This is a genomic window from Burkholderia mycopellens (genome assembly GCF_964265025.1).
Taxonomy (GTDB): Bacteria; Pseudomonadota; Gammaproteobacteria; order Burkholderiales; family Burkholderiaceae; genus Burkholderia.
Window position 1 is genome coordinate 2,371,733 of record NZ_OZ183802.1, and the last position, 20,817, is coordinate 2,392,549.

Genomic DNA, 20,817 nt, shown 5'->3' on the forward strand with positions numbered 1-20,817 from the left:
AATTCCGTGCAGGCGTACGGAACTATACCCAAAAGTGCCACCACTTCTTTTTGGGCTTCCGAACATGAAATGCTGGCACTTCCGGCGGGCAAATAATGTCTGTTACGTCCGCCGGTTGTCCGTCAGCCTGCCAACCTTTGAAGCGTGGCGCGTAGCAATCTAGTTCACTCCCGGCGGCTCGAATTCCGGCACAGACTTTGTCAAACTCCACGGCACCAGATACTGCCGCCTCATCACCATCTGCAATGCACCAGCCGTTTGACTCCGCTGCCAAGGCCGCCACGATCAGATGCTGAATATGACGTGCACCGCTCGGTGTACCGGCACTGGTACGCGAATACGCAACGTGTTCAAACTTCCGTACACCGCGCGGTGCAAGCGCAAGACCATCGGACGTGCGACGAAAAAATCCATAACCGAACTCAGCAAGAAAAACCGTTCCGTGCTCGATTCTCGGAAGATCAGAAGGTATTTCCAGAACCGCCAAGCAAAGCGATTCATCGGCGGAAGTGGAACGCAAACTGCGGTTGGGCGGCAACTCAATCTTGTATCCATGCGCCGCAAGTCTTTGCAGGACACGTTGATCAAGGCCGAGTTGGCGAGTACCTAAGTAAGCACGGACCTCGAAGCTCATGTGCTGGCGCGCCGAAAAATTGAGTACCTGCGGCAGTGAGCCGTGCGCATATCTGTAACCTCAGAGCAATGGTGCCTTCGAAATTGGCGATCGAAATCCGCCGATCATGTAACGCTGCAGCCGTTCCCACGCCTCGACGTATCGGTAATTCGGAATCGCGGCAAGTTGTTCATCATGCAGCACAAGCACGCGTTCAATCGTCTCATGCTCATCGCCCTTGATCGCCCACGGCTCACCTCGTTCTGCCCGCGAAATACATTGATCGAGTACGGCTTCGGCCTGCCTGAACGGTTCAGGATCAGTACCAATCCGCGTGGCGTCACGCATGAAAAAGGCAAGGTACGTCACTCGCAACAGACAACTGATTTGATCGCTGCCGCCCTGTCCGCTGCGCACCGCAGCAAGCGCCAAATGATTTTCGAGTGATAGCGACTTCACAATATCCGTCTGCAGCGGCAGCAACTGCACTTTTGTGAGTCTTGTCAGGCGTCGCATTTGATTTCGTATCATTTCAGTTGCAAATCGATTTCATCGAAGATCGGGAATCGACCACCGCGTTTTGTCAAGCTTTGGCCGTTTTGTGATTCGAAGCAAGACTAATGCAACACAAGTAATCAAGATCGCGTAGGGAACCAAGGGTTGCCATGGAACATCAATGCGTTGGAACTCCCGTGGCATGTAGCGAACAAGTGATGTTCCGAACGGTACGTAGGTCACTAGCGAAACCGATATTGCAACAGCAGATGTCATCAGCGACATGCCGCAACTCCACATACGCGACCCTCGCGGAGCAATAGCCACGCCCAAGACCAAGGTGACTGCTGCCGCGATAAGCAAACTCATAGGACGACCATTCGACATCACGTACGCAAAAAATCCGGTTCTTGCCATCGAGTATGATATAGCCCAATAATGCAAAGCCGATGATGCTGCGAGTAGACCAAAGGATGCCGATACCCGTGCAGTGGGCCTATTCGCGATGTACAGATGTGACAAGTACTCCGTGCTGAGCCTGTTGTACATCAATGGAAAAATAATCGCTGCAAGGGGTAACGAAACAACAACACTAACCCATGTGGAAAGTACGAGCGTCGACAGGCTTCCTATGCACCAAATTGCCACGTCGAGCGTGCGCCCCCATCGCCGATGGAATGCAAGTGCGACGTTGGCGACCACTCCTATGATCACTACCGCAAGCGAAATACCCTGAATAGTCCAAAGTTGCCACGACCAAGATATGCGAATGCTTGATGACTTATCGTTAAAGATAAACATCCCAATTGAGAAAAACTGCAGGATACTCGTGAAATTTTGCAGGATGCCATGGTATGCAATCACACGAATCGTCGTGTATCGGCGCGTGGCCGATGCTGTAGAACTAGTTGTGGACATGGCACGTATTGATTCAATAACTGTCAAAATCGGGTACCAGCGTGACAACCACCGAACCCACCACCATTGCTCGCCGCGCCGCCGCATCCGAAGATTCCACAGCCACCAAGCAGCGATAGCGCCGCCAGTGCTACAGCACCAACAATTTTTCGCAGTCGCATATGTACCTCGTCAATGAAGCGGCCGTGTCGCAAGGATTTCCGACAACGTGACGTGAAGCATGCCCCATGTCAGCAGCATCGCGACGACCAGCCACCTGACTTTCGAGCGCTGGATTCGTGGCGCGGCTGGTTGTTCCGTCATGTCGCTGCTGGAACGTATGAAGGTGAGCTTTTTCAGGTCACCAATCCCGCTACTCAATTTCTGCATTGTTAGTCCGCCTACAGCGTCTTGTCCGGCGCATCGTCCGGGTGCACGTTTAGGATTTCGAGTCGTCCGTTTCGTTCGACCACTACTCGGCGCATCGAAAAAAGCCTGCCACACCCTGTGCAATTCCAGACGTGTTGGTCGAATCGTTTCGCGGTGCCAATGCGTCCACAAAACAAGCACGGCGCCTTGGGACCCGGCGTTACGCCGATCTTGATTCGCGCGCTCAAGCTACCGTCCGGTTCAAGCCGGTCCGCCACCTGCTCAAAAATGTCACGCCAAGCCATAATCTGCTCTTCCATTACCGCGAATACTTCCGACAGTTGGCTGTACGGCAACGGCAAGGATAGGTAGCGGATCAGACCACGCATACGTGGCAGGCTCTTCACGCGAACCAACGTGAATGGTGTACCGGTTCGCCGATTGAACATCTTGCGACACGCGGAACAGCGAAACATCGGAAACGGATGTGATGGCAGTCTGTTCAGTTCATACGTTCGCATACTGGTGCAGTACCGACAGGCTGGCGCTCGTCCACTTTGCGAATGAATCTCATCGAACTCTTCCGTCAGCCGTCGTGTGAGTTCAAGGTCCTCAAGCGCCCCGCCTTCTTCAAAATGCCATTGCGCAGGCATGATCGCTGTCGGCAGTCCGCCGAGCTTCACGCGTGCTTCCCATTTTCCGGTTGGGTCCAGTTCGATCAACCACGAACGTAGCTCCTTGACCCTCGTCGCAATATTCATGGATTCCGTTTTGAGCATCGTCGCAACGGCCGAACGGCTGATCGGTTGCGATAGAAGCGGTATCAGCGCCTCCATCTTTTGTGCGTGACGCCCATACAGGGGCGTACCGTGCAGCCGGGTGAATTCGCGATTACACGCCCCGCACAAGAAGCGCGGAATTCGGGGGCCGCTCAAGGAGTTTCGGTATCCACGGATACCGACGTGCGCTGAGCCGCAATGAAAGCACGGCGGGCGTGGCTCAGAATTCGGCGACAGCAACGCATCGACATGCCGCCGCAAAAAAGCGGTTAGCTCGCGATCTTCCTGCATCGATTGCTGTCGTGAACTCGTCATAGGAAAACGAAACTTACCCGGCAGGGTCGGGACTGACATCTTGGCACTTTGGCGCGGCCTTGATGCTGACCGGCTTCGTCTGAACGTGCTCACCTACGACAGATAGTATCCGGACGTTGAGTTGGATACTATTCGATGCATTGCTTGCGAACACTTCGTAATCTTTGCCAGTCTGAGGAACGAAAGTACGCGCAATGTGCTGAAACGGACTTCTAAAAACGAAGCCGTTAAAATCAGGCAGCGAGTCACCACCGTATTCGACCGAAATCGTCAATGGCTCGTTGGCTTTGATCACATACTCGTCATAGTACCGATACGCGTCCTCTGGAACGGGCATCCCGATCGTCGTGTTGGCGAGATGTAGCGTGCGTGGTTTAGCCACTGCCATTCCGCCGCCGCCGAAACCGAGTACACCTTTCTTCGGTTCGCAGGTTGTGTTGAAGAAGAAGTGTGTGGATGCGCCAAAATAAACGCGAATCCTCGCATCCGTTGCAGGATCGTAGGCAGCGCTGTGCGTGTTCTGCGACGCGCAGCCAGCCAACAATGTGCCGAGTGCGACGGCAGTCAACGTATTTTTAAACATCACCGAATTCTGTCTTCGATAATTTCAGAATTGCGCCGTCACCTGAAATCCAACCGTCACGCGTGCGGTCGGGAATCCGGATGGCTTGTAGACCGGCGTACCGGCGAACAGGTCGTAGCCGTAACCGCCGAAGCGCGTTGCAACACTGCCTTTAACGCCGATCACTGCTCCGGCCAGTTGCGTACCGACCAGCGCGACAGGCTGCGGTCCCCAAACGCGGCCGTAATCGAGTCCTGCATAAATCGCCTGCCCCGTCTGTCCGATGGGTATCTGCAGTTCGTTACGCCAGTAGAAGCCACGCGCCGCTGCCAGCATCGTTTCGCCGTCGAAACCTCGCACGGTGTAACGGCTGCCGATCGTCAGGTCATCGATGTAGTACAACGTGTTGCCGGTATATTGGCCGTGAAAGGTCGTCACGTAGCGGAACGGCTGTTGCGCGATCGCGAACGGCACGGACAGGTTCGCATCCAGCACGGCCATTTTGTAGCGGTACGTCGGACCACCGTCCGTTGCCAATACATCATCCTGTGCGCCAAACGTGCCGACACCTTGCCTGTACGCAAGCGTGCCATCGAACTGCGCGCCGCCGAAATAGTGGCGATCGGTCAACCCGAATTCAACGAACGTATTGTTGCGGCGCTGCTGCGGAATTTCCGTATCTTCGATGAAGCTCTGGCCGAAGCGCCGCGACAAGCGGACGTAGCCGCCGAATACGTCGTTCTGACTGCGGGCAAGCACGCGTGCCAGTTTGAAATCGATCGTCTTTGAATTGCCGCTCGCTACGAACGTCTGATTTACACCGGCAATCTGCTGATAGTAGGTGTTCGTGTACGCCGCAATCGTTGCGGTCCAATAGCCCCACGGAACCGAATAGAAGCCGTTCCATCCGTGTGAACCAAGGCGCTTGTCACCGAATTCGAGGTCTTGGCTGACGCCGACGTTGAACATATCGTTCAAGCCGAGCGGGTTGTCGATACCGATGGACAGATTGCCTTGCAGCTTACCGGTAGCGCGCGTACCAGAGTTGTCAATCGACGCGACGACCGTCCACGGCTTGACACGCTTCACGTCCAGTACAACATCGCTTTCGCCCGGCACGTCTGCCGGCACAATTTGCATCGATACGTCCTGACTGGTGACGCGCTTCATTTGCTCCAGACCTTGTTCGAGGTCACGCAGGTTCAGCAGGTCGCCATCGCGCGTCGGAAATGCAGTCTTCCATGTGCCACGCAATTTCTCGTCGGCGAAGCGAATGTGCCGGATCGTGCCGGGTACCAACGCGAGCTTCAACGTTCCCGTCGCTAAATCTTGTTCTGGCAGCAGGACGCGCGTTGTGATGTAGCCGCGCGCCAAGATCGCTCGCGACAGCCCCTTGACGATCGTATCAACGCCTTGCTTGCCGACGCACTGACCGGCGTAGTGGGCGAGCCATTCGCGCGCGAAGGCGAAGCGGTCCTGCGGCAACGCCGACGCACCTTGTACGCGTGTTGCTGCGGACAACGTGTCCGGCACGTCGAGCGTAAAGCGCTCGATACGAAAGCATGGCGTTTCACTCGGCAGGGGCGGATAGGTTTCAACGTGCGGGACGGTTGAACGCACAGACGGCGCTTGCAACGCCGAATTACGTTGCTCGGCGTCGCGCTGCTGCTGCGCTTGCCGATCCTGTTCGGCATTAGCACGCGCAGCGGCAGCGCGATCTTCAGGCGTTGGCACCTGCTGTGCGTGAACCCCGAGCGATACCAACGCGGTAATCGGCAACGCAGCAAGCCGCTTTTTGATTTTCATTTTCGTTCAGTTCTGGCTGGCAGAAATCAGTGAAGCACATCACGCCCATTGACATTCCACTTATCCAATAGCTTTCGCAGAATTTCGTTGTTATTCGATGAAATAATTCCATTCTTTGTTTTAATTTCAATCGAACTCAAATCGCATTTCACAATCACCTCCGGCGGCAGGGCCAGAAATGGAACAATCCAAGGCGCAGTTATTGAAATCTCAAACAAAGAGCAATATTTTCCCTTGTCGCGCTGATCTTCGCGCCCCAAAAAGAACCAACCAGAATCTCCATCCTGTTGTGCCTCTCGACTCATCACGAATCCAGTGTTGGGAACAAAGACAGGGGAGACGATGCCTCTTTGTAAGAGCGATGGGAATTCCGGGGCCAACCCGGCCTGCGCACACAGTTCTCTCTGTAGATACATATCCCTCAGTGCTTTATCCAAGGAAAATTCCCAATTTATCGGCATAGAACTAAAATCGGGCTCCCATATCTCCAAGTCGCCTTGTCCATTGGCATTCAGCATCAGAACCATCCATCCGAATTGAATTGTTTGACCAGCATCAAATCGCTTTCCAGATCGAATTTCACTTTCAAGATGCTCAAACAACGAATGGAGAATTTGATCATAGTCGCCGCTCGCCGACACAATAAAATTCGGATGCTTGACTGCCCTGTCAATTTTTGATTTAAAAATCATATCAATCACCTTGGCGGATTAAGCATAGTCTTGATTTGGTTCGTAATGTAATTTCGAACCACCTCGGCCTGTTGGGCACTGTTCTGTATATATTCCGAATTCAATGGTTGCCCCTTGTACGTCGTCCAATCTCCGGGCATTTTGGCCCCCTTTGAAGAGTTGAAGGTAGTGGGTAGACCATTCGTATTTACAGGATCGTTCAGAATAGCACTTTGCTGCGCAGGAGTTAGCTGGTCAAAGCCCGGCTGTTCTTTGATCCATTTTTGCGGAACGAAGTGATCGGCCGCCAAGGGGCCATCCGCAGGAACGGTCTTCCCCGTCAGTGGGTCAACATATGTTCCGGTCGCATTTGCATTGTCGCGCATTGCGGCATTTGGTGAAGTGACGGAACCTGTTTGCGATCCGTTGGAATCGCTATCCCCACCGCCGCTCGAAAGCATAGGTGTGCCGGGAGCGACTACCGTTGCGACGTTGACAGTAGGACACAGCACGCCCGGACCACACACGGTCACGCCGGTTGTAATCACTGCATGCCCCGTCGGCGGCGTGCGGTTGTTGTTGCTTACGTCACCGAGCGGGCTTGCATCGGCGTCAGGCTTTTGGCCGGCAGGCGAAGGAATCAGACTATTCAATGCATGATTTAATGCCCCCCACGGATCGTTCACCGTACTACTGATGGCGTCGCCGAGCCGGTCCAAGAACTCGGCTCCCTTGCTACACGTGCCGTCGGTGTTGCAATTGCTCCGGTTGTACAAGTCTGCATTTGATGCCGTGAACGCACCCGACGTACCGCCGATCAACGAACCGCCCGCACCAGCCAGCACGTTCGACAAGACGTTGCCCGCCAGCAGCGAACCCGTACTGTCGCCAACCGCATCCGCAAGGCTGTTCAACTTGCCCGCGACCGCTGACGACAGGCCAGCGCCTGCGGCCCCTGCAAACGCGTTGCCGCCCCCCATACCGGCAAGGAACGCGCCGCCGGCCGTGTGCATCAGTACGCGGTTCGTTCCACCTTCAGCCCATGAATCGGCTTCGGCCTGATAAGCGGCCTGTGCAGTCGTATCACCCGCGAGCTTGGCCGCATCGGCTTCGCTTTGGGCTTGCTTCTGCTTCATATCCGAATACGCGCCGATGCCTTGCGCGACTACTTGGCCCGCCGCCTGACCGGCGTTCATCAGGTCAGACTGCTTGTCCAGCAGATTCTGCACGTCCGGCGTCTTCGAAACGGTGCCGTTCAGGTTCGATGTATCCCGATTCAGGTTCGCCAAGTCTTGCGTTTGGCCTGCCGGATTCGTGATATTGATCGTGCCCGCGCTAACGCCGCTACGCGTGGTCGCGTTCTCGCTGCCGCTGTCCGATTGCGAAATCATCGGAGTCACGCCACCTGAACCGCTCACCGAACCCGTGCCGATCGCTTTACCCGTAACACCAACCCCGGCCCCCGCGCTAAAGCCGCTGCTGTCCGCGCTGTAGCTCGAATGGTTCCCGATATCGCTGGTCGACAGCGTGCCGGTCGTCAACGTGTTCTTCGATGCGTCGGCCGTGCTGGCGATCACTGCGCCGGTCAGGTTCGTGTTGCCCTTGACCGTCACATCGAAACCACCGTCACCGGCCTTGATGCCGGCCTGTTCGGCAACGCCCGCATAGTTGCCGTTTGCGCTGCCGTGCTGCGAACTGAAACTAGCGCTACCGCCCATTGTGCTAACGCTGATCCCGCCGCCGGAACTGCTTTGATTGGCGCTGCTGGCGGTCGTATCCTGCACGCTCGCAACGTTCAGATTTCCGCCAACATTCGCGGCGACGCTGCGACCCGATACGTCCGATCCGACGATATTTGTATCGCCGCCGCTGACCAACGTCACGCTGTTCGTGCCGCTCACATGCGAATTGTTCTGCATCACGGCATCGCTATTGCCGTCGCCGTGCGCGCGCGACATCGCGGCCGACACCCCGATACCGTTCGTGCCGATCGACACGCCAACGCTTGCGCTCGACGACGAATTCGAACTGCGCGTCGAATCGGTGTTCGTCGTGTTCTGCAGGTCAATCTGATTCTTCGCGGCCAACAGCACATCGTTGCCGGAAACGTTTGAACCGGCGACCGTGATATTGCCGCTACCGGGGGTGCCGTTGCCCGTCGCAATCAGCGAAGTCGTGCCTCCGGCCGTCACGCTCGATCCGCGCTGCATGGCCTGGTTTTCCGACGTGTCGAGTCGGCTATGGCTCGATCCGACACTGATCTGAACACCGATGCTCGGCGTACCGCCGCCCGCCAGTGCGCCGCCGGTCAGCCCAGCCACACCCATCGCAGCATCGCCAGCCGCTGCGATCGCATGCAGGGCCGTTGCACGGCTGTCGCCGGCACCACTCTTTGCCGCCTGCGCTTGCTGATACGCACCGTTGATCGCATCGCCGATGCTGCCCGACAGGCCGAGCGTGACGCCGCTGCTGCTGGTCGTTTCGCTATGCGTCTTGTTGCTCGTATCGGTTGCTGAATCGATCACCACGTTCGCAGCCGTGCCGGTCAGATTCTTTCCAGCAATCAGATCGCTACCCGTCACGTGCAACGTATCGCCCGCCTTGATAGTCAGATCGCCATTAAGCGAACCAATCGTGCTCGCGTTGTTCGTGACGGACGAAGCATGATCCGTATCGGTCTTTTTCTGCGTGCCGATACTTACGCTCAGGCCGCTTGTGCCAATACCCGAATGCGTTTCGTGATAGTAGCTGTCCTGCGAAACCGTATCCTTGGACGTCGTGATATTGACGTTGTTTGCCGCCGCAAGGTTGACATCGTTCGTGCCGACCACCGTGCTGCCTTGGACGGTCAGATCGCGGCCCGATTGAATGTTGACGGTATTGCCAGAAACCGTACTACCGACACCAACATTCGCCCGCGTGTTCTGCATCGAATCGGTTTTCGTGCTGCTGACGAAACTACCGCGACTGACCTGCACCGACTGATACGCGTCGTGTTCCTCGCGAGCTTCGTTGATCGTGACGTTACCGGTCGCCGCGATGTTCGCCGCACCGGCGCCATTCTCAACGCCATTTGTCATGCCAGCGGTGACGGACGAACCCGTGAGCGTCACGTTACCTTTCGTCGCGTTGGCGCTTGCCGCCGCGAGCGTCGCATTGCCACCTGCCGTGAATTCCGTGCCAACAGCGTGCTCATCGTAGTTGTGATCGACTTCTTTACGCGTCTTGCTGTCTGCAGCAACGTTATCGAGCTTTGCGGTATCCGTGACCGTCGTTGCCGTCAGATTCCCACCAGCGAGCACCGACAAATCCTTACCCGCGGAAACGGTCGCGCCCTTGAGCGTCGTATCGTTACCGCTTTGCATCCCCAAGCTGCCGCCTGCGGTGATGCCGCTCGTTACGTTCGTGGTGCCCGATTGTTCCCAATGATGCTGATCGTTCAGATACATCGATTGGTTCGTCGTGGACTGAACCGTGTCGACGCTGATGTCCCGACCTGCCGTCACCAGCGCGTCGCCGCCAGCCGACAGATTCGCGCCATGAAGCGTAAGGTCGCGACCCGCCTGCGCGGACAAATCGCCCGTTGCCGCAATGGTGCCTTGCTGACCGAGCAACGTTTGGTTGACCTTACTCGCGCCTGATGCACCGCTCACACCAACCGTATCGACCAGCGTCGTATTAACGATATCCCGACCCGCGCTGACAGCGACACGATTGCCCGTAATCATCCCGGATGCATTCACCACATCATTGCTCGCCGACACGACGGTCGTGCCGTTTTTGCTGTCGCTGGAAATCGTGCCGCCGCGATTCAAAATATCCGTTGCGGTCAAGACGGTTTTCGAGCCACCCTTGATGACACCGGAATTCGTCGCGCTACCGACCGTATGAATTTCGACATCATCCGCCGCGATCAACGCACCAGTCGGTTGCAGATCGTTCGCATGCGTTTGCGCCATATAAACGACCGGGGCCAACACGTGCGTCGTGCTGCCGTCAGGCAGCGTCACGGTCTGGTCAACGAGCCACACGATATCGCTCGTCAAGGCATCCATCTGCGCAGCCGTTAACGCCATCCCCGGCACCAGGCCGAATTCCTTCGCGTAGTTCGCGCCGTTCGTCATCAGGGCGCGATACTCATCCTCGGCGCTTGCATAACCCGGTAGGAACGTACGGCCGGTCAACTGCGTAATCTGGTTACGCACCATTTGCTGCTCATACATCCCGTCACCCAAGCGCTTTTCAATGCTTGCGGGGTTCAGGTTCAACTGACCGAGCATGTAGTCACTCGAAATGAAGTTCGTGTAGCTCGTCAGGCGCGGATCAGTGACGATCAGGTACGGCTGACCGGGTGCGTCGTGAATCGAATACATCCCGCTTGTCGGCAACGTAATCGACAAAGCGCCTGTCGCACTCGCGACCGATTGCAGAGCCGGGACCGTTGTCGTCCCGTTGGCCGCGCCGACCTTGGAAGGATTGCCACCCGACACACCCTGATTGGCCGAATTGCTGCCAAGCGTGCCGCCCGTCGCGCCGGTCGCAGAATTCTGCGCAGCGACGTTCTGGTTGTTGACGCTCTGGCCGGTGATCGACACCGATTGGTTCGCTACGATGGTCCCGCCCGTGCCGCCGATCGCGACCGGCGTATAGACGACGGACGGCTCAACTATCGTACCGCGATCCCGCGAGGTGTCTTCGTTCCACGCATACGTCGAAACGATATTGTCGGTTTGATACTGGTACAGCGTCTGGCCGACGTTGTTCACGATCGTCCCGCCGTAGCTGCCGCTGCCAACAGAGCCGCCTTGTTGCGTGCTGCCGATTTGAATCGACTTGCCAGCCGTGATCGCGCTGTAATCGTTATTGATCGTGCCGACGTTCGCCATCGTGATATTGCCACCCGCGACGAGCTGCGCCTGCTTAGCTTGGCTCGTTACGACGTCCTGTTGGATGGTGGACGTGGTATCGCGCGCGACTTCGACGCGTTGATAGCCGTTATGGGCGTCGCTGCGTGTCGGGTATTCGGTGCTGGGGAGGTAATTGATGTTCGGGTTATACGCGTCCCAATAGTTGACGGTAATGGAGCCGTCTGAATTCTTCGTCAGGGTGTTGTAGTAAATCGTCTGCTGCGCGCCGTTCACCGTAACGACCAGCACGTTGTCCGTCGCGTTGGGTCCGGACGTCTGCGATACGACCTGCGACGCACTATAGGTCGAATTGATCGGCGTCTTGTAGCCATAATCCCACACGGCCTGAGTACACGACGAATGCGAATCTGCGTTGGTCGTCGCACACGCCATGTATTTGTCGCGCTTTGTCTGGTGCGTGGTCGTCGTACTGGTTGTCTCGGTCGTGACCGTCGGCGCGGGACGCGAATTGGTAAACGTGCCAGCAGCAAGCTCAACGTTGCCCTGTGCCTCAATCGTCGATTGATCGTTCAGCACGTTTTGCGTACGGTTCGCCAACAAGCCGTTTGCGTCGCGCTGACCGTTCGCCGCGATGTTGATATCGCCGACGCTGAACAGGTTCGCGCCACCCGTATTCGACAACTGATTCGTCGCGTACAGATTCAACTGATTGGCAGCAGCAAATACAGCAGCAGCACCGGTGTTCGTGATCGTATTCGCGTTCGCCGTCACGTTGGCGCCGATCACGGTCCCTGTGTTGTTCAACGTCGCGCTGTTGGTCGTGACCGAATCGCCTTCGATGCGGCCTGCATTATCGATCGTGCCGCCGTTCGCGTTGACCGTCGTGTTTGCGGAATTCAAATCCGCACCGCTCTGGTTGTCGACGTTCGCCGCATTCACCGTGAGCGCGCCATTGGCATCCATTACGCCTTGGTTCGTCAGCTTGCCCGACGTAGTGAAATTCAGGTTGCCGTTTGCGTGAAGCTTGTTCGCCGCTGTCTGCGTGTAGTCGCTGCCAAGCGTCACCGTGCCGTTACGGCCTGCGACAATCGAACCATCCCCATTCAGCGTGCCGGTCGTCAACGTCAAGTCTTGATCGCTACCGATCGCACCACCTTGATTCGACAACGCGCCTGTCTGAATCGACACGCTGCCGCCGCTACCGGTGTCATTGCCGATCTTGCCGGAGGTGTCGTCAATCGATGCAGCAGTCAACGACAGCACGCCGTTTGCATGCACCGATCCGTTCGAATTGGAAAGGGCAGCGTTCGCGCCGTTCAGCGTCAGGTTGTTCGCCGCCGACAGCACGCCGCCTGCATTGTTCGCGTTGCTCGCGACATTCAACGTCAGGTCGTGTCCCGCCAGCGTCTGCCCGCCTTGTGCATTGGTGAGTGCTTGCGTGGTCAGCGTTACATCGCCATTTCCGCCAATCGTGCCCGCACCCGCTTTACCAGACGCGTTCGTGTTCGTGATCGATGCGCCGCCGTCGATCGTCGTCGCACCGGTGCCGATATTGGCGATTCGACCATCGCTGTTATCGACGCTGGAACCCGATACGTCGAGGGTGGATGTCGCGCCGTTCGCTTCAATTTGGCCCGCGCTGTTGGTCACGGCACCTTGCGCACGAAGTGACAGATTCCCGTTCGCCTGAACAAGACCAGCGGCATTCACAATTTGGCCGTTCGACTGTGCTGCCAGCGACCGGCCTGCAAGCAACGAACCACCAGAATTATCGACACTGCCCGCAGACACCGAAACGTCTCCATTGCCGCCAATGGTGCCGCCAGCCGTATTCGTCAACGCATTGGTCGTCTTGACGGACAGCGCACTCGTACCCACATTTTTAAGCGAACCTCCATCATTCGCAAGGCTGTCGGCTGCGACCGAAACACCGTTGTTCGCTTCGAGCGTGCCTGCGCGGTTATCGATCGCGCCTTGTGCTTTCAGCGTGATGCTATCGGCACCAACGTAACCACCTGCATGGTTATCGAGCGATTGAACGTCGAGCGCTGCCTGTCGCTGTGCGGCCAGTGTCCCGGCGCTATTCAATACAGCAGCAGCCTTCAGGCTCAACGCGCCATTGGTCGCGATCGTGCCGCCTTGGTTCGACATCGCACCGGTTGTGATCGACAACGTACCGCTGCCTGCGTGCGAAATTTTTCCGTGATCGTTGATCAGCGTCGCAGGCGTCAGGTTCAGGTCGGTGCTGTTCGTCTGAATAACGCCGTTGCTCGAATTATCGAGCGTGTTCGAGACAGCGACATTCATTGCGCCGGTCCCGGTTTGCGTAATCGTGCCACCGTGGTTCGACAAATTCGTCGCCCCGAACGACAACTGGTTGGCCTGTATCGAACCCGCGTCGTTGCTCAGCGATATTGCATTCACCGTTGCCGATTGTCCGGCCGCGATGCTGCCGGAATTATTCGTCAATTGCGCGCCAGCATTGATCACTGCATTTTGCGCAGCCGACAACGTACCACTGCCGTTGTCGAGTGATTGCGAATCGACTTGCAGGTTCGTTTGTGCACTGACCGTGCCGTGGTTCACGACGCTGCCGGATTGCACCGTCACACCGCCGTTGCCGCCGATGACGCCGCCTTGTGCGCCAAGTGCGGTCGTACCAGCCGCGTTCGTCAATTGCCCTGTCGTCGTGATCGACAGGCCGTCCGAATTCAATGACGTAACGCGACCGGCACTGTTGTCCAGCGCGCTTCCGGAAATATTCATTCCGGCCGCACTCTGCATCGTGCCTTGGTTATTCGCAATCGCGCCACCACGCACCTGAATCGCATTTTCGGAAACCAGCGTGCCGCCCTGATTCGAAATTGCGCCGCTCGACTGCACGCTCAGCGGACCTTGCGCCGAAACCTTGCCGCCTTGGTTCGAAATGCTGCCTGCGGTAAGCGTTGTACCGCCTTGGCTCGACAGGCTACCGTGATCGTTGATCAATGCACCTGCTGCATTCGCATTGACCGCGCCCTGCGCGCTCGTCGTCGCGCCCGAAAGGTTTAGATCACCCGCGTTCGCGTTCAACGACAGATTGCCGTTCGCAGCAGTCTGGCTGCCTGCAAGGTTCACGGCACCGCCCGAAATCGACGCGCTACCGCCCGCGACGTTCTGCCCGGTCGCCGTCAGTTGTCCCGTGCTCGACAGATTCAGGTCGCCACTCTTCCCGACAGAACCGTCGTTATTTACGCCAGCGCCGAGCGTCCCGGTCGAATTGATACTCCCCGCATTGACCGTCGTATTCTGTTGCGCAGCGAGGGTGCCGCTGTTCGACAACGCGCCGCCCGTCGATACATTGACGTTTTGCTGTGCGTACGTCGTGCCGGTGTTTTGAATACTGTTCGCGGTTGCGGTAAGATTACCGCTCGCAGTCGTCTTGCCTGTGAGTACAAGCTGGCCGTTGGATTGCAGCGTCAGATCGCCTGCTTGTGCAGCGATCGTCCCGGCGTTCGCGACCCCAACTCCAAATTCGTTGCTCACGAGAAACACGCGGTTTGCGTACATTCCGCCAAGCTGGCTCACGTCAATCGCGACGGCAGGCGCTGCACCGTCGCCAGCGATCGGGGTTGCCGCCAGCGTGTCGTGATTGACTTGGTTCGCACCTGCGATGACGTTCAGGTTCTTGGCATAGATAGCGGCATTGGCCTGTACCGCACGCGAAATCAGGTCGACCTGATCGACGTTCGATGCATTCAAGCCCGCGCCCTGTACAGTAATCAAGCCGCGTGATACATTGAACCCATTCACCGAACCGTCCGCACCGTAGTACGGTACGCCGGTTGTCAAAGTGGCCCGCGATGTATTAATAAATCCGCCGCCATCTACCACGATGCCGGACGGATTAGCCAAAATCACTTCTGCACGATTTCCTGCAACTTCAACGTAGCCCCGCAACTGCGACGGATTCGCGCTGTTGACTTGGTTGACGATGATTCGCGCGGACTGGCCTGCACCGAAATTCGGGTTGCCGTTGATATATCCCGCTTGCTGCGTATTCACCAGCGTCGGTGAATTATTCAAAATCGCGCCGGGTTTTTGTACATCGAACTGGTTGTACGTATTCACCGAGACGCCAGCCCCCGAAGGAGCGGCAATATTCACTTGCGGTAAACCGTTCTGCGTCTGGATTACGTGCGTACTTGTACCGGGCGTTGGCGCGATCTGCGCGAAGCTGAATAACGGCACACCGAACAGAAGCGCAGCAGCCATCGCAAGCGGTTGCCACACGACACGCAGCCCCGGCAAGCTCGATGGCCCACTTGCGCCGCCCGAATTCCCGGCCGTGCGAGGCGCGTTGCCATTTTCCTGAACGACCATCATCGCGCCACGTGCGCGACTATACACAACCCGATAGCGGTTTTTATTCATTCTTCGTTCGACGCAAGTCGCGTCGCTGCTTCAATTTTTTGATCGGAATCGACACCCGGCCGAACCGATTGTCGTTTATGCACGGCCACGGCCGGGGCTGAGCAGGATTCGTGAAGGTCAATACACGGCTCTGACGTCAAAGCGCGTACACAATCGGTTCCCGTGATCCTTGTGCGCGATCGTACCAGAAGCCGAACAGGCCACAGTGTCAGGAATCATCAGATCGGCTGGCGAAGAACGATTTTCCGCTCCGGAATACGATTGATTATTTTTGAGAAAAGAAAATTGACATTTTTATTTAATTTTTAGAATGTCAATTCGAGATTTTAGATGCGCAATACTCCGATGGTTACTTCGCGGCTTCATACGCACATGAATCGAAAAGCGTATCGCAACACCCTGCCCAAGCAGGTCGCCTGCCTGCGGGTGCTGCGCGCTGTACGGTTCGCTCGCCAGACGCGGCGAAATTCGAGATATTGGCTCGTCCGCAATTGACAAGTCGAGCGAAAAAATCGCACTACAAAAAAGTCAGGACTGGCGTACGAAAGAGTTCTTGATGTGCGTTGCAGGAACGCAACAGGTGCCTGACAAGCGCATGGGCCGCAACGACACAGAAAAACCGCGCCGAACTATATCCCTGCGAGTTCGCGAGCGCTACGCAGTAGCCGCCCCTTTGAGCGACTAGGAAGCACCCCGTACGTTCGAATCAACTCCGCCAACTCCAGGTTGTCGGCACAGAAGTACGCCACCGGCACCTTCAGGACAGCCGCCAGCTTGCTTGCGAACTGGAAATCGCCCCCCTCCCAATCGCAGGGGCGTGCATCAGCTTCCCCTCGCACTACGTTTCTTTGGCGATGATGCTTCGACCAACTCAAACGCGTCGTTGATCAATTTCTCGAATGCTTCCTGTTGCGCTGGCGACAGCTTCTCCAGCCGCTCCTGAATTCGGATCGCGCGATCCATTGCACCAGTTCCGCTAGCGCCCAACAAGTCGGCAAGACGGCAGTCGAGCTTTTCGGCAATCCCCGCCAATCGTTCGAGATTCGGAACCAACGTTCCTCGTTCGATTCGCGATAGCGACGACTGCTCGATCTGGATGAGTTCAGACAACTTTTCCTGAGTCATTCCAAGCGCCTTCCGGCGAGCGGAAATGGCGTCGCCAATGGATTTCGCTAGTTGTGCAGCGTTGCTCAAGACTGATGCCCTCCCCGGTAGTCGAGGGAGTGTCAGTTTTCGTCACCGCAGCGTGAAGGGCGTCACCACACATATTATTCGTTATAGAGTATATTATGTGCGGCAGCGAATTTCTAGGTCGTGTTACGGCCCGTGAACACATTCGATATACGCCCTCAGTTCGCTATACGTGCGACCTATCACGGTCTCCGCGCCCTGTTCGCACGCTATTTTTTGCATCGACCGCACGTCGCGGCGCTGGCCGAAGTCCGACAACAGAAATTTTTCGACGGGGATTCCATGAACGACACGACGCCCGAATCCGATTCGATCAGCGCCCAACCCCATCCGGGCTACTGGACGGAAACTGATGCCGTCTCGTCCAAGTTCGGCAGCATCGGCCATAACGTGCGCATAGCAAAGAACTGCACGCTCATCGGGATGCACAACATCCACATCGGCGATTTCGTGACCATCGACGGCCCGACCATTCTTTGCGCCGCAGTTGGTCGTATCTCGATCGGACGAAACGTCCAAATCGCCGCTGGATGTCACCTGAGCGGACTCGGCGGAATCGACATCGGCGATTTTTGCCAGCTATCACCGGGCGTCCACATTTATAGCTCGGACGATGATACCCCGGACGACCTGTTCGGACGTGTGCCGAAGCCTCTATCCAAAGACGACAACGCCCCGGTCCGCATTGGCCGGTACGTCACCATCGATGCTTACTCCATAGTCCTACCGGGTAGCGACATCGGGGATGGAGTATCGATCAAGAGCATGACGCTCGTAGCGACCAGTCTCGCGCCTTGGACCATTCAAGCGGGCGTACCGGCCGCACTCGTTGGGACACGTTCGCAACGGCTTCTAACGACGAGCGATTCAGTCAGTCCGGAAAATCCACAGTAATGCAGGGTGTTCCTTTTCTGCTGGTTCCGGCAACCATCCTCGTGCCCTCGGAGGCCGGGACCTTTTTGCCGATGCTTCCCCTGTCGGCATTTTTTTGGTTCAACGCGGAATTCCGGGGAACGCGGCGCGGATCTTGAGGAAGAAATACTCCTCGTCGCGATAGCCGTAGGCCCTGCGCTTGATGACCTTGATGGTGTTGTTGATGCCTTCGACAACGCTGGTATTGAGCGGATGGCGGCAGCGGGTCACGATTCCGTGCCAGTAGCCCTGCAAGCGCTCGGCGAACTTTTGCAGGGCGGCAATCCCGCTTTGCTGGGCCTGTTCGAACCATTGCCCCCAAGCCTTGTCCGCCCAGGCTGGCTTTCGGTAGAACCAGAGCCGTTTGAGCTCGTCGCGTAGCACGTAGACGCATAACAGCGACTGATTGGCGGCCAGCAACTCCCTCAACTGCACTGCCTGTTCTGGCTTCAGATTGTGCCGGTTGCGCAGTAACAGCCAGCGGCTGGACTTCAGAACCTTCCGGGCCGGCTTGTCATGTCGAAGTTGATTGGCCTGATCCACACGTACCCGGTCGATCACTTCGCGGCCGTACTTGGCCACGACGTGGTACAGGTCAAAGACGATTTCCGCTTGCGGGCAGTGCTCCTTGATCTCCAGCTCATAGGCCGTGGTCATGTCGATGGCGACCGCTTCGATGCGCTCGGCAACGCCTTCGGGCAACTGTTCGAAGAAGGCTCGAGCCGTTTCGCGCGAGCGTCCAGGTCCCACCCAGAGCACTTGTCGGCCGATCGGATCGACTACCACCGTGGCGTAGCGGTGGCCTTTATGCAGCGCAAACTCGTCCATCGCCAGATAGCGGATCGTCGACCAGTCCGGCTCGGCCACGCGCGCCCGTAGGCACATCTTGTCGATCGCTTTGACCGTGTGCCAGCCCAGATCGTAGAAGGCCGCCACCGCCTGCACGCTGGCAGCCTGTAGCAGCTTCTCGCACGCCTTGGCGAAGCGCTCCGTCACTCGTTGGTAGCGGCCCAGCCATGCAAGCTTCTCCAGTCGCGGGCCACCGCAGCGTTCACACCAGACCCGGCGACGAGGCACATACAACACCACCCGGTATTCGAACAGCGGCAGATCACGCACTCGGCGAACCGTCGTCTCGTGGATCTGCTGGCAGCGTGCACCGCATTGCTCGCAGTACATGACCTTGCTGACCGGCTTCAGATACAGCGATAGCGTGCGGCCTTCGCCTTCCGGCCATTCCACACGCTCCAACCGATAACCCGTCCAGCAACCCAGTGCCTGAAGCGCCTTGCGATCGAGCAATTCTTCCTCCTGACCTCCTTAAAGTCAGGCGTCAGGTTACGCAATCGCTCTCAAACCCTCCACGATTTTCCGCGATGAATCATTTTTTTGTTCCAGCAAGCAGCGGTGAGCACCGCTGCCCCAAAAAACCAACCTTTCGGGGCAAGTAAATGAATCGAAATTCCACAGCAACGGTTGCCAAGCTGGCCGTTGCAACCGTCGCATGCATCACTTTCGCAACCGCTGACGCGCAAACCATCCCGCCAGCCTGTCAGCAAATTCTCACGGCACTAAAGGTATGCGGAACTGCCTACGTGCGCCTGACCGAGTTGAAGGACCCGGCGCAAACGCCGAAGGCTAAACATGATCTGGAATCAACCCTGGCGACATCAAGCAACCAACTGCGAGCGGCGGTCCGGCAGGTCGGCGCGCAAGCCGTCGCCGAGCGCTGTGCAGCACCCGAAGCGAAGGGAAAAATGGTTCAGTCCATCGCGTCGATCGTCGCGATGTTGGGCTTCGGTGGAGGTATGACGCCGGAATGCGACGAAGCGTATTCAGCCATTCGTTGAACGCCCCCTTCCTGCAACCACTCACACCGAGCAAACAATGACAGAAATTCAATCGTGGAGCGGGCGACCGTCGCAGTGGACGAACGGTCCGCTCTTTTTGGGCTGCTTTCTGCTAGCTGCAACGTGCACGCTCGTCGGGCTCGAAGCCGACAAATTCCACGTCATCGCGTTGTCGCTGGCCGCCATTCCGATCGTGCGTGCGGCGGTCGCATACCTAGATATTCGCTGCCGGTCCTACACACTGACCGATCAGCGTTTTCGATACCGCTACGGCATCCTGTCCCGGCGTTTCCATGAAGTGGAGTTGTACCGGATCAAAGACGTGGTGCTCGATCAGCCTTTTATCCTGCGCCTCTTCGGCCTGAGCAACATCCTTGTCGTTGGTTTCGACGTGGTGAAACCGATCGTGAAAATCCAAGCCGTTCGTGACGGTGAGAAGGTTCGGGAGGCGTTCCGCACGCTTGTCGAAGCACGCCGCGACGCCAAATCTGTTCGTGTCAGTGAAGTTGGGTAATCAACATGAAAAAAAATCTCGTGGCCTCGTTCCTCGCCGCATCGGCATTTTCCATCGCTGCACACGCAGCTATGCCAACGAAGGTCGATCCGGTGAAGGCGTGCTTCGACCGCGCGCAGAATCAAGACCAGACGGCAGCTTGTTACGACAAAGCAATCGGCATGCAGAAAAAGCGGCTTAACGCGGCGTACAACAAGCTGGTTGCACACCGCAAGGACGACCCGAAAGCAATCGATGCTCTGAACCAGATGCAGCGGGAGTGGATCAAGTGGCGCGACGGTACGATTGACTACATGAACCACAACGTTGCTGCGAACGGCTCAACGTTGCAAACCGTCAGCAACGATTTCATGCTCGACGCAGTGACGAAGCAAGCGGACCTGCTCGAAGAAATGAACAGCATGGAAGGCGGCGAATGAAACCGCACGGCCGCCCCGTGCAGCGCGCGTCGCGACATCCGGGCCGTCATAGTAAATAATGGGCCGCTTTCGCTGTCCGCCACGACGGCAACTCGATACGCAAGCGGCCCGCACGGCACACAGCCAGCACCCGCGCAATTTAT

Annotated in this window: 14 protein-coding genes; 4 read left to right on the forward strand and 10 right to left on the reverse strand. The window is 57.1% G+C overall.

Annotation, left to right across the window (positions count from 1 at the left end; translation table 11 throughout):
* Positions 1-22: 22 nt before the first annotated feature.
* The 9 genes from ACPTTC_RS10930 to ACPTTC_RS10970 form a co-directional block, all read right to left on the reverse strand.
* A complete protein-coding gene (locus ACPTTC_RS10930; RefSeq protein WP_423392491.1) occupies positions 23-634 on the reverse strand; it encodes a hypothetical protein in 612 nt (203 codons plus the stop codon).
* 60 nt (positions 635-694) lie between these two features.
* Positions 695-1,129 carry a hypothetical protein gene (locus ACPTTC_RS10935; RefSeq protein ID WP_423392492.1) on the reverse strand — a complete coding sequence of 145 codons (435 nt, stop codon included), beginning with the start codon at positions 1,127-1,129 and terminating at the stop codon, positions 695-697.
* Between the two features lie 1,068 nt (positions 1,130-2,197).
* A complete protein-coding gene (locus ACPTTC_RS10940; RefSeq protein ID WP_423392493.1) occupies positions 2,198-2,395 on the reverse strand; it encodes a hypothetical protein in 198 nt (65 codons plus the stop codon).
* An 11-nt stretch (positions 2,396-2,406) separates the two neighbouring features.
* Positions 2,407-3,444: a DUF746 domain-containing protein gene (locus tag ACPTTC_RS10945; protein ID WP_423392494.1), complete on the reverse strand. Its 1,038-nt coding sequence runs from the start codon at positions 3,442-3,444 to the stop codon at positions 2,407-2,409.
* Between the two features lie 37 nt (positions 3,445-3,481).
* The gene (locus ACPTTC_RS10950) at positions 3,482-4,051 is read right to left on the reverse strand and encodes a hypothetical protein (protein WP_423392495.1); all 570 of its coding nucleotides are present in this window, start codon (positions 4,049-4,051) and stop codon (positions 3,482-3,484) included.
* A 24-nt stretch (positions 4,052-4,075) separates the two neighbouring features.
* Positions 4,076-5,836, reverse strand: a complete 1,761-nt coding sequence (locus tag ACPTTC_RS10955) for a ShlB/FhaC/HecB family hemolysin secretion/activation protein (RefSeq protein ID WP_423392496.1) — start codon at positions 5,834-5,836, stop codon at positions 4,076-4,078.
* 26 nt (positions 5,837-5,862) lie between these two features.
* Complete coding sequence (locus ACPTTC_RS10960; protein ID WP_423392497.1) at positions 5,863-6,528, reverse strand: immunity protein Imm33 domain-containing protein; 666 nt, start codon at positions 6,526-6,528, stop codon at positions 5,863-5,865.
* A 5-nt stretch (positions 6,529-6,533) separates the two neighbouring features.
* Complete coding sequence (locus tag ACPTTC_RS10965; protein ID WP_423392498.1) at positions 6,534-15,788, reverse strand: hemagglutinin repeat-containing protein; 9,255 nt, start codon at positions 15,786-15,788, stop codon at positions 6,534-6,536.
* 822 nt (positions 15,789-16,610) lie between these two features.
* On the reverse strand, positions 16,611-16,982 hold the full coding sequence (locus ACPTTC_RS10970; RefSeq protein WP_423392499.1) for a helix-turn-helix domain-containing protein: 372 nt from the start codon (positions 16,980-16,982) through the stop codon (positions 16,611-16,613).
* Positions 16,983-17,114: 132 nt separating this feature from the next.
* On the opposite strand from ACPTTC_RS10970, the gene ACPTTC_RS10975 reads away from it, so the two are divergent.
* Positions 17,115-17,873: an acyltransferase gene (locus tag ACPTTC_RS10975; protein ID WP_423392500.1), complete on the forward strand. Its 759-nt coding sequence runs from the start codon at positions 17,115-17,117 to the stop codon at positions 17,871-17,873.
* A gap of 99 nt (positions 17,874-17,972) precedes the next feature.
* On the opposite strand, the gene ACPTTC_RS10980 is transcribed toward ACPTTC_RS10975, so the two are convergent.
* Positions 17,973-19,193: an ISL3 family transposase gene (locus ACPTTC_RS10980; protein ID WP_423391749.1), complete on the reverse strand. Its 1,221-nt coding sequence runs from the start codon at positions 19,191-19,193 to the stop codon at positions 17,973-17,975.
* A gap of 149 nt (positions 19,194-19,342) precedes the next feature.
* On the opposite strand from ACPTTC_RS10980, the gene ACPTTC_RS10985 reads away from it, so the two are divergent.
* The 3 genes from ACPTTC_RS10985 to ACPTTC_RS10995 are packed head-to-tail and all read left to right on the forward strand — an operon-like array spanning position 19,343 to position 20,674.
* Complete coding sequence (locus ACPTTC_RS10985) at positions 19,343-19,741, forward strand: hypothetical protein (protein ID WP_423392501.1); 399 nt, start codon at positions 19,343-19,345, stop codon at positions 19,739-19,741.
* 37 nt (positions 19,742-19,778) lie between these two features.
* On the forward strand, positions 19,779-20,255 hold the full coding sequence (locus tag ACPTTC_RS10990) for a PH domain-containing protein (protein WP_423392502.1): 477 nt from the start codon (positions 19,779-19,781) through the stop codon (positions 20,253-20,255).
* A gap of 5 nt (positions 20,256-20,260) precedes the next feature.
* Complete coding sequence (locus ACPTTC_RS10995) at positions 20,261-20,674, forward strand: lysozyme inhibitor LprI family protein (protein WP_423392503.1); 414 nt, start codon at positions 20,261-20,263, stop codon at positions 20,672-20,674.
* Positions 20,675-20,817 lie beyond the last annotated feature (143 nt).

Excerpts from the sequence above, each read along its gene's own strand:
- ACPTTC_RS10930 (WP_423392491.1), bottom strand. The coding sequence starts at position 634 with ATGAGCTTCGAGGTCCGTGCTTACTTAGGTACTCGCCAACTCGGCCTT.
- ACPTTC_RS10955 (WP_423392496.1), bottom strand. The coding sequence starts at position 5,836 with ATGAAAATCAAAAAGCGGCTTGCTGCGTTGCCGATTACCGCGTTGGTA.
- ACPTTC_RS10945 (WP_423392494.1), bottom strand. The coding sequence starts at position 3,444 with ATGCAGGAAGATCGCGAGCTAACCGCTTTTTTGCGGCGGCATGTCGAT.
- ACPTTC_RS10935 (WP_423392492.1), bottom strand. The coding sequence starts at position 1,129 with ATGCGACGCCTGACAAGACTCACAAAAGTGCAGTTGCTGCCGCTGCAG.
- ACPTTC_RS10995 (WP_423392503.1), top strand. The coding sequence starts at position 20,261 with ATGAAAAAAAATCTCGTGGCCTCGTTCCTCGCCGCATCGGCATTTTCC.
- ACPTTC_RS10985 (WP_423392501.1), top strand. The coding sequence starts at position 19,343 with ATGAATCGAAATTCCACAGCAACGGTTGCCAAGCTGGCCGTTGCAACC.
- ACPTTC_RS10960 (WP_423392497.1), bottom strand. The coding sequence starts at position 6,528 with ATGATTTTTAAATCAAAAATTGACAGGGCAGTCAAGCATCCGAATTTT.
- ACPTTC_RS10990 (WP_423392502.1), top strand. The coding sequence starts at position 19,779 with ATGACAGAAATTCAATCGTGGAGCGGGCGACCGTCGCAGTGGACGAAC.
- ACPTTC_RS10940 (WP_423392493.1), bottom strand. The coding sequence starts at position 2,395 with ATGCAGAAATTGAGTAGCGGGATTGGTGACCTGAAAAAGCTCACCTTC.
- ACPTTC_RS10950 (WP_423392495.1), bottom strand. The coding sequence starts at position 4,051 with ATGTTTAAAAATACGTTGACTGCCGTCGCACTCGGCACATTGTTGGCT.
- ACPTTC_RS10965 (WP_423392498.1), bottom strand. The coding sequence starts at position 15,788 with ATGAATAAAAACCGCTATCGGGTTGTGTATAGTCGCGCACGTGGCGCG.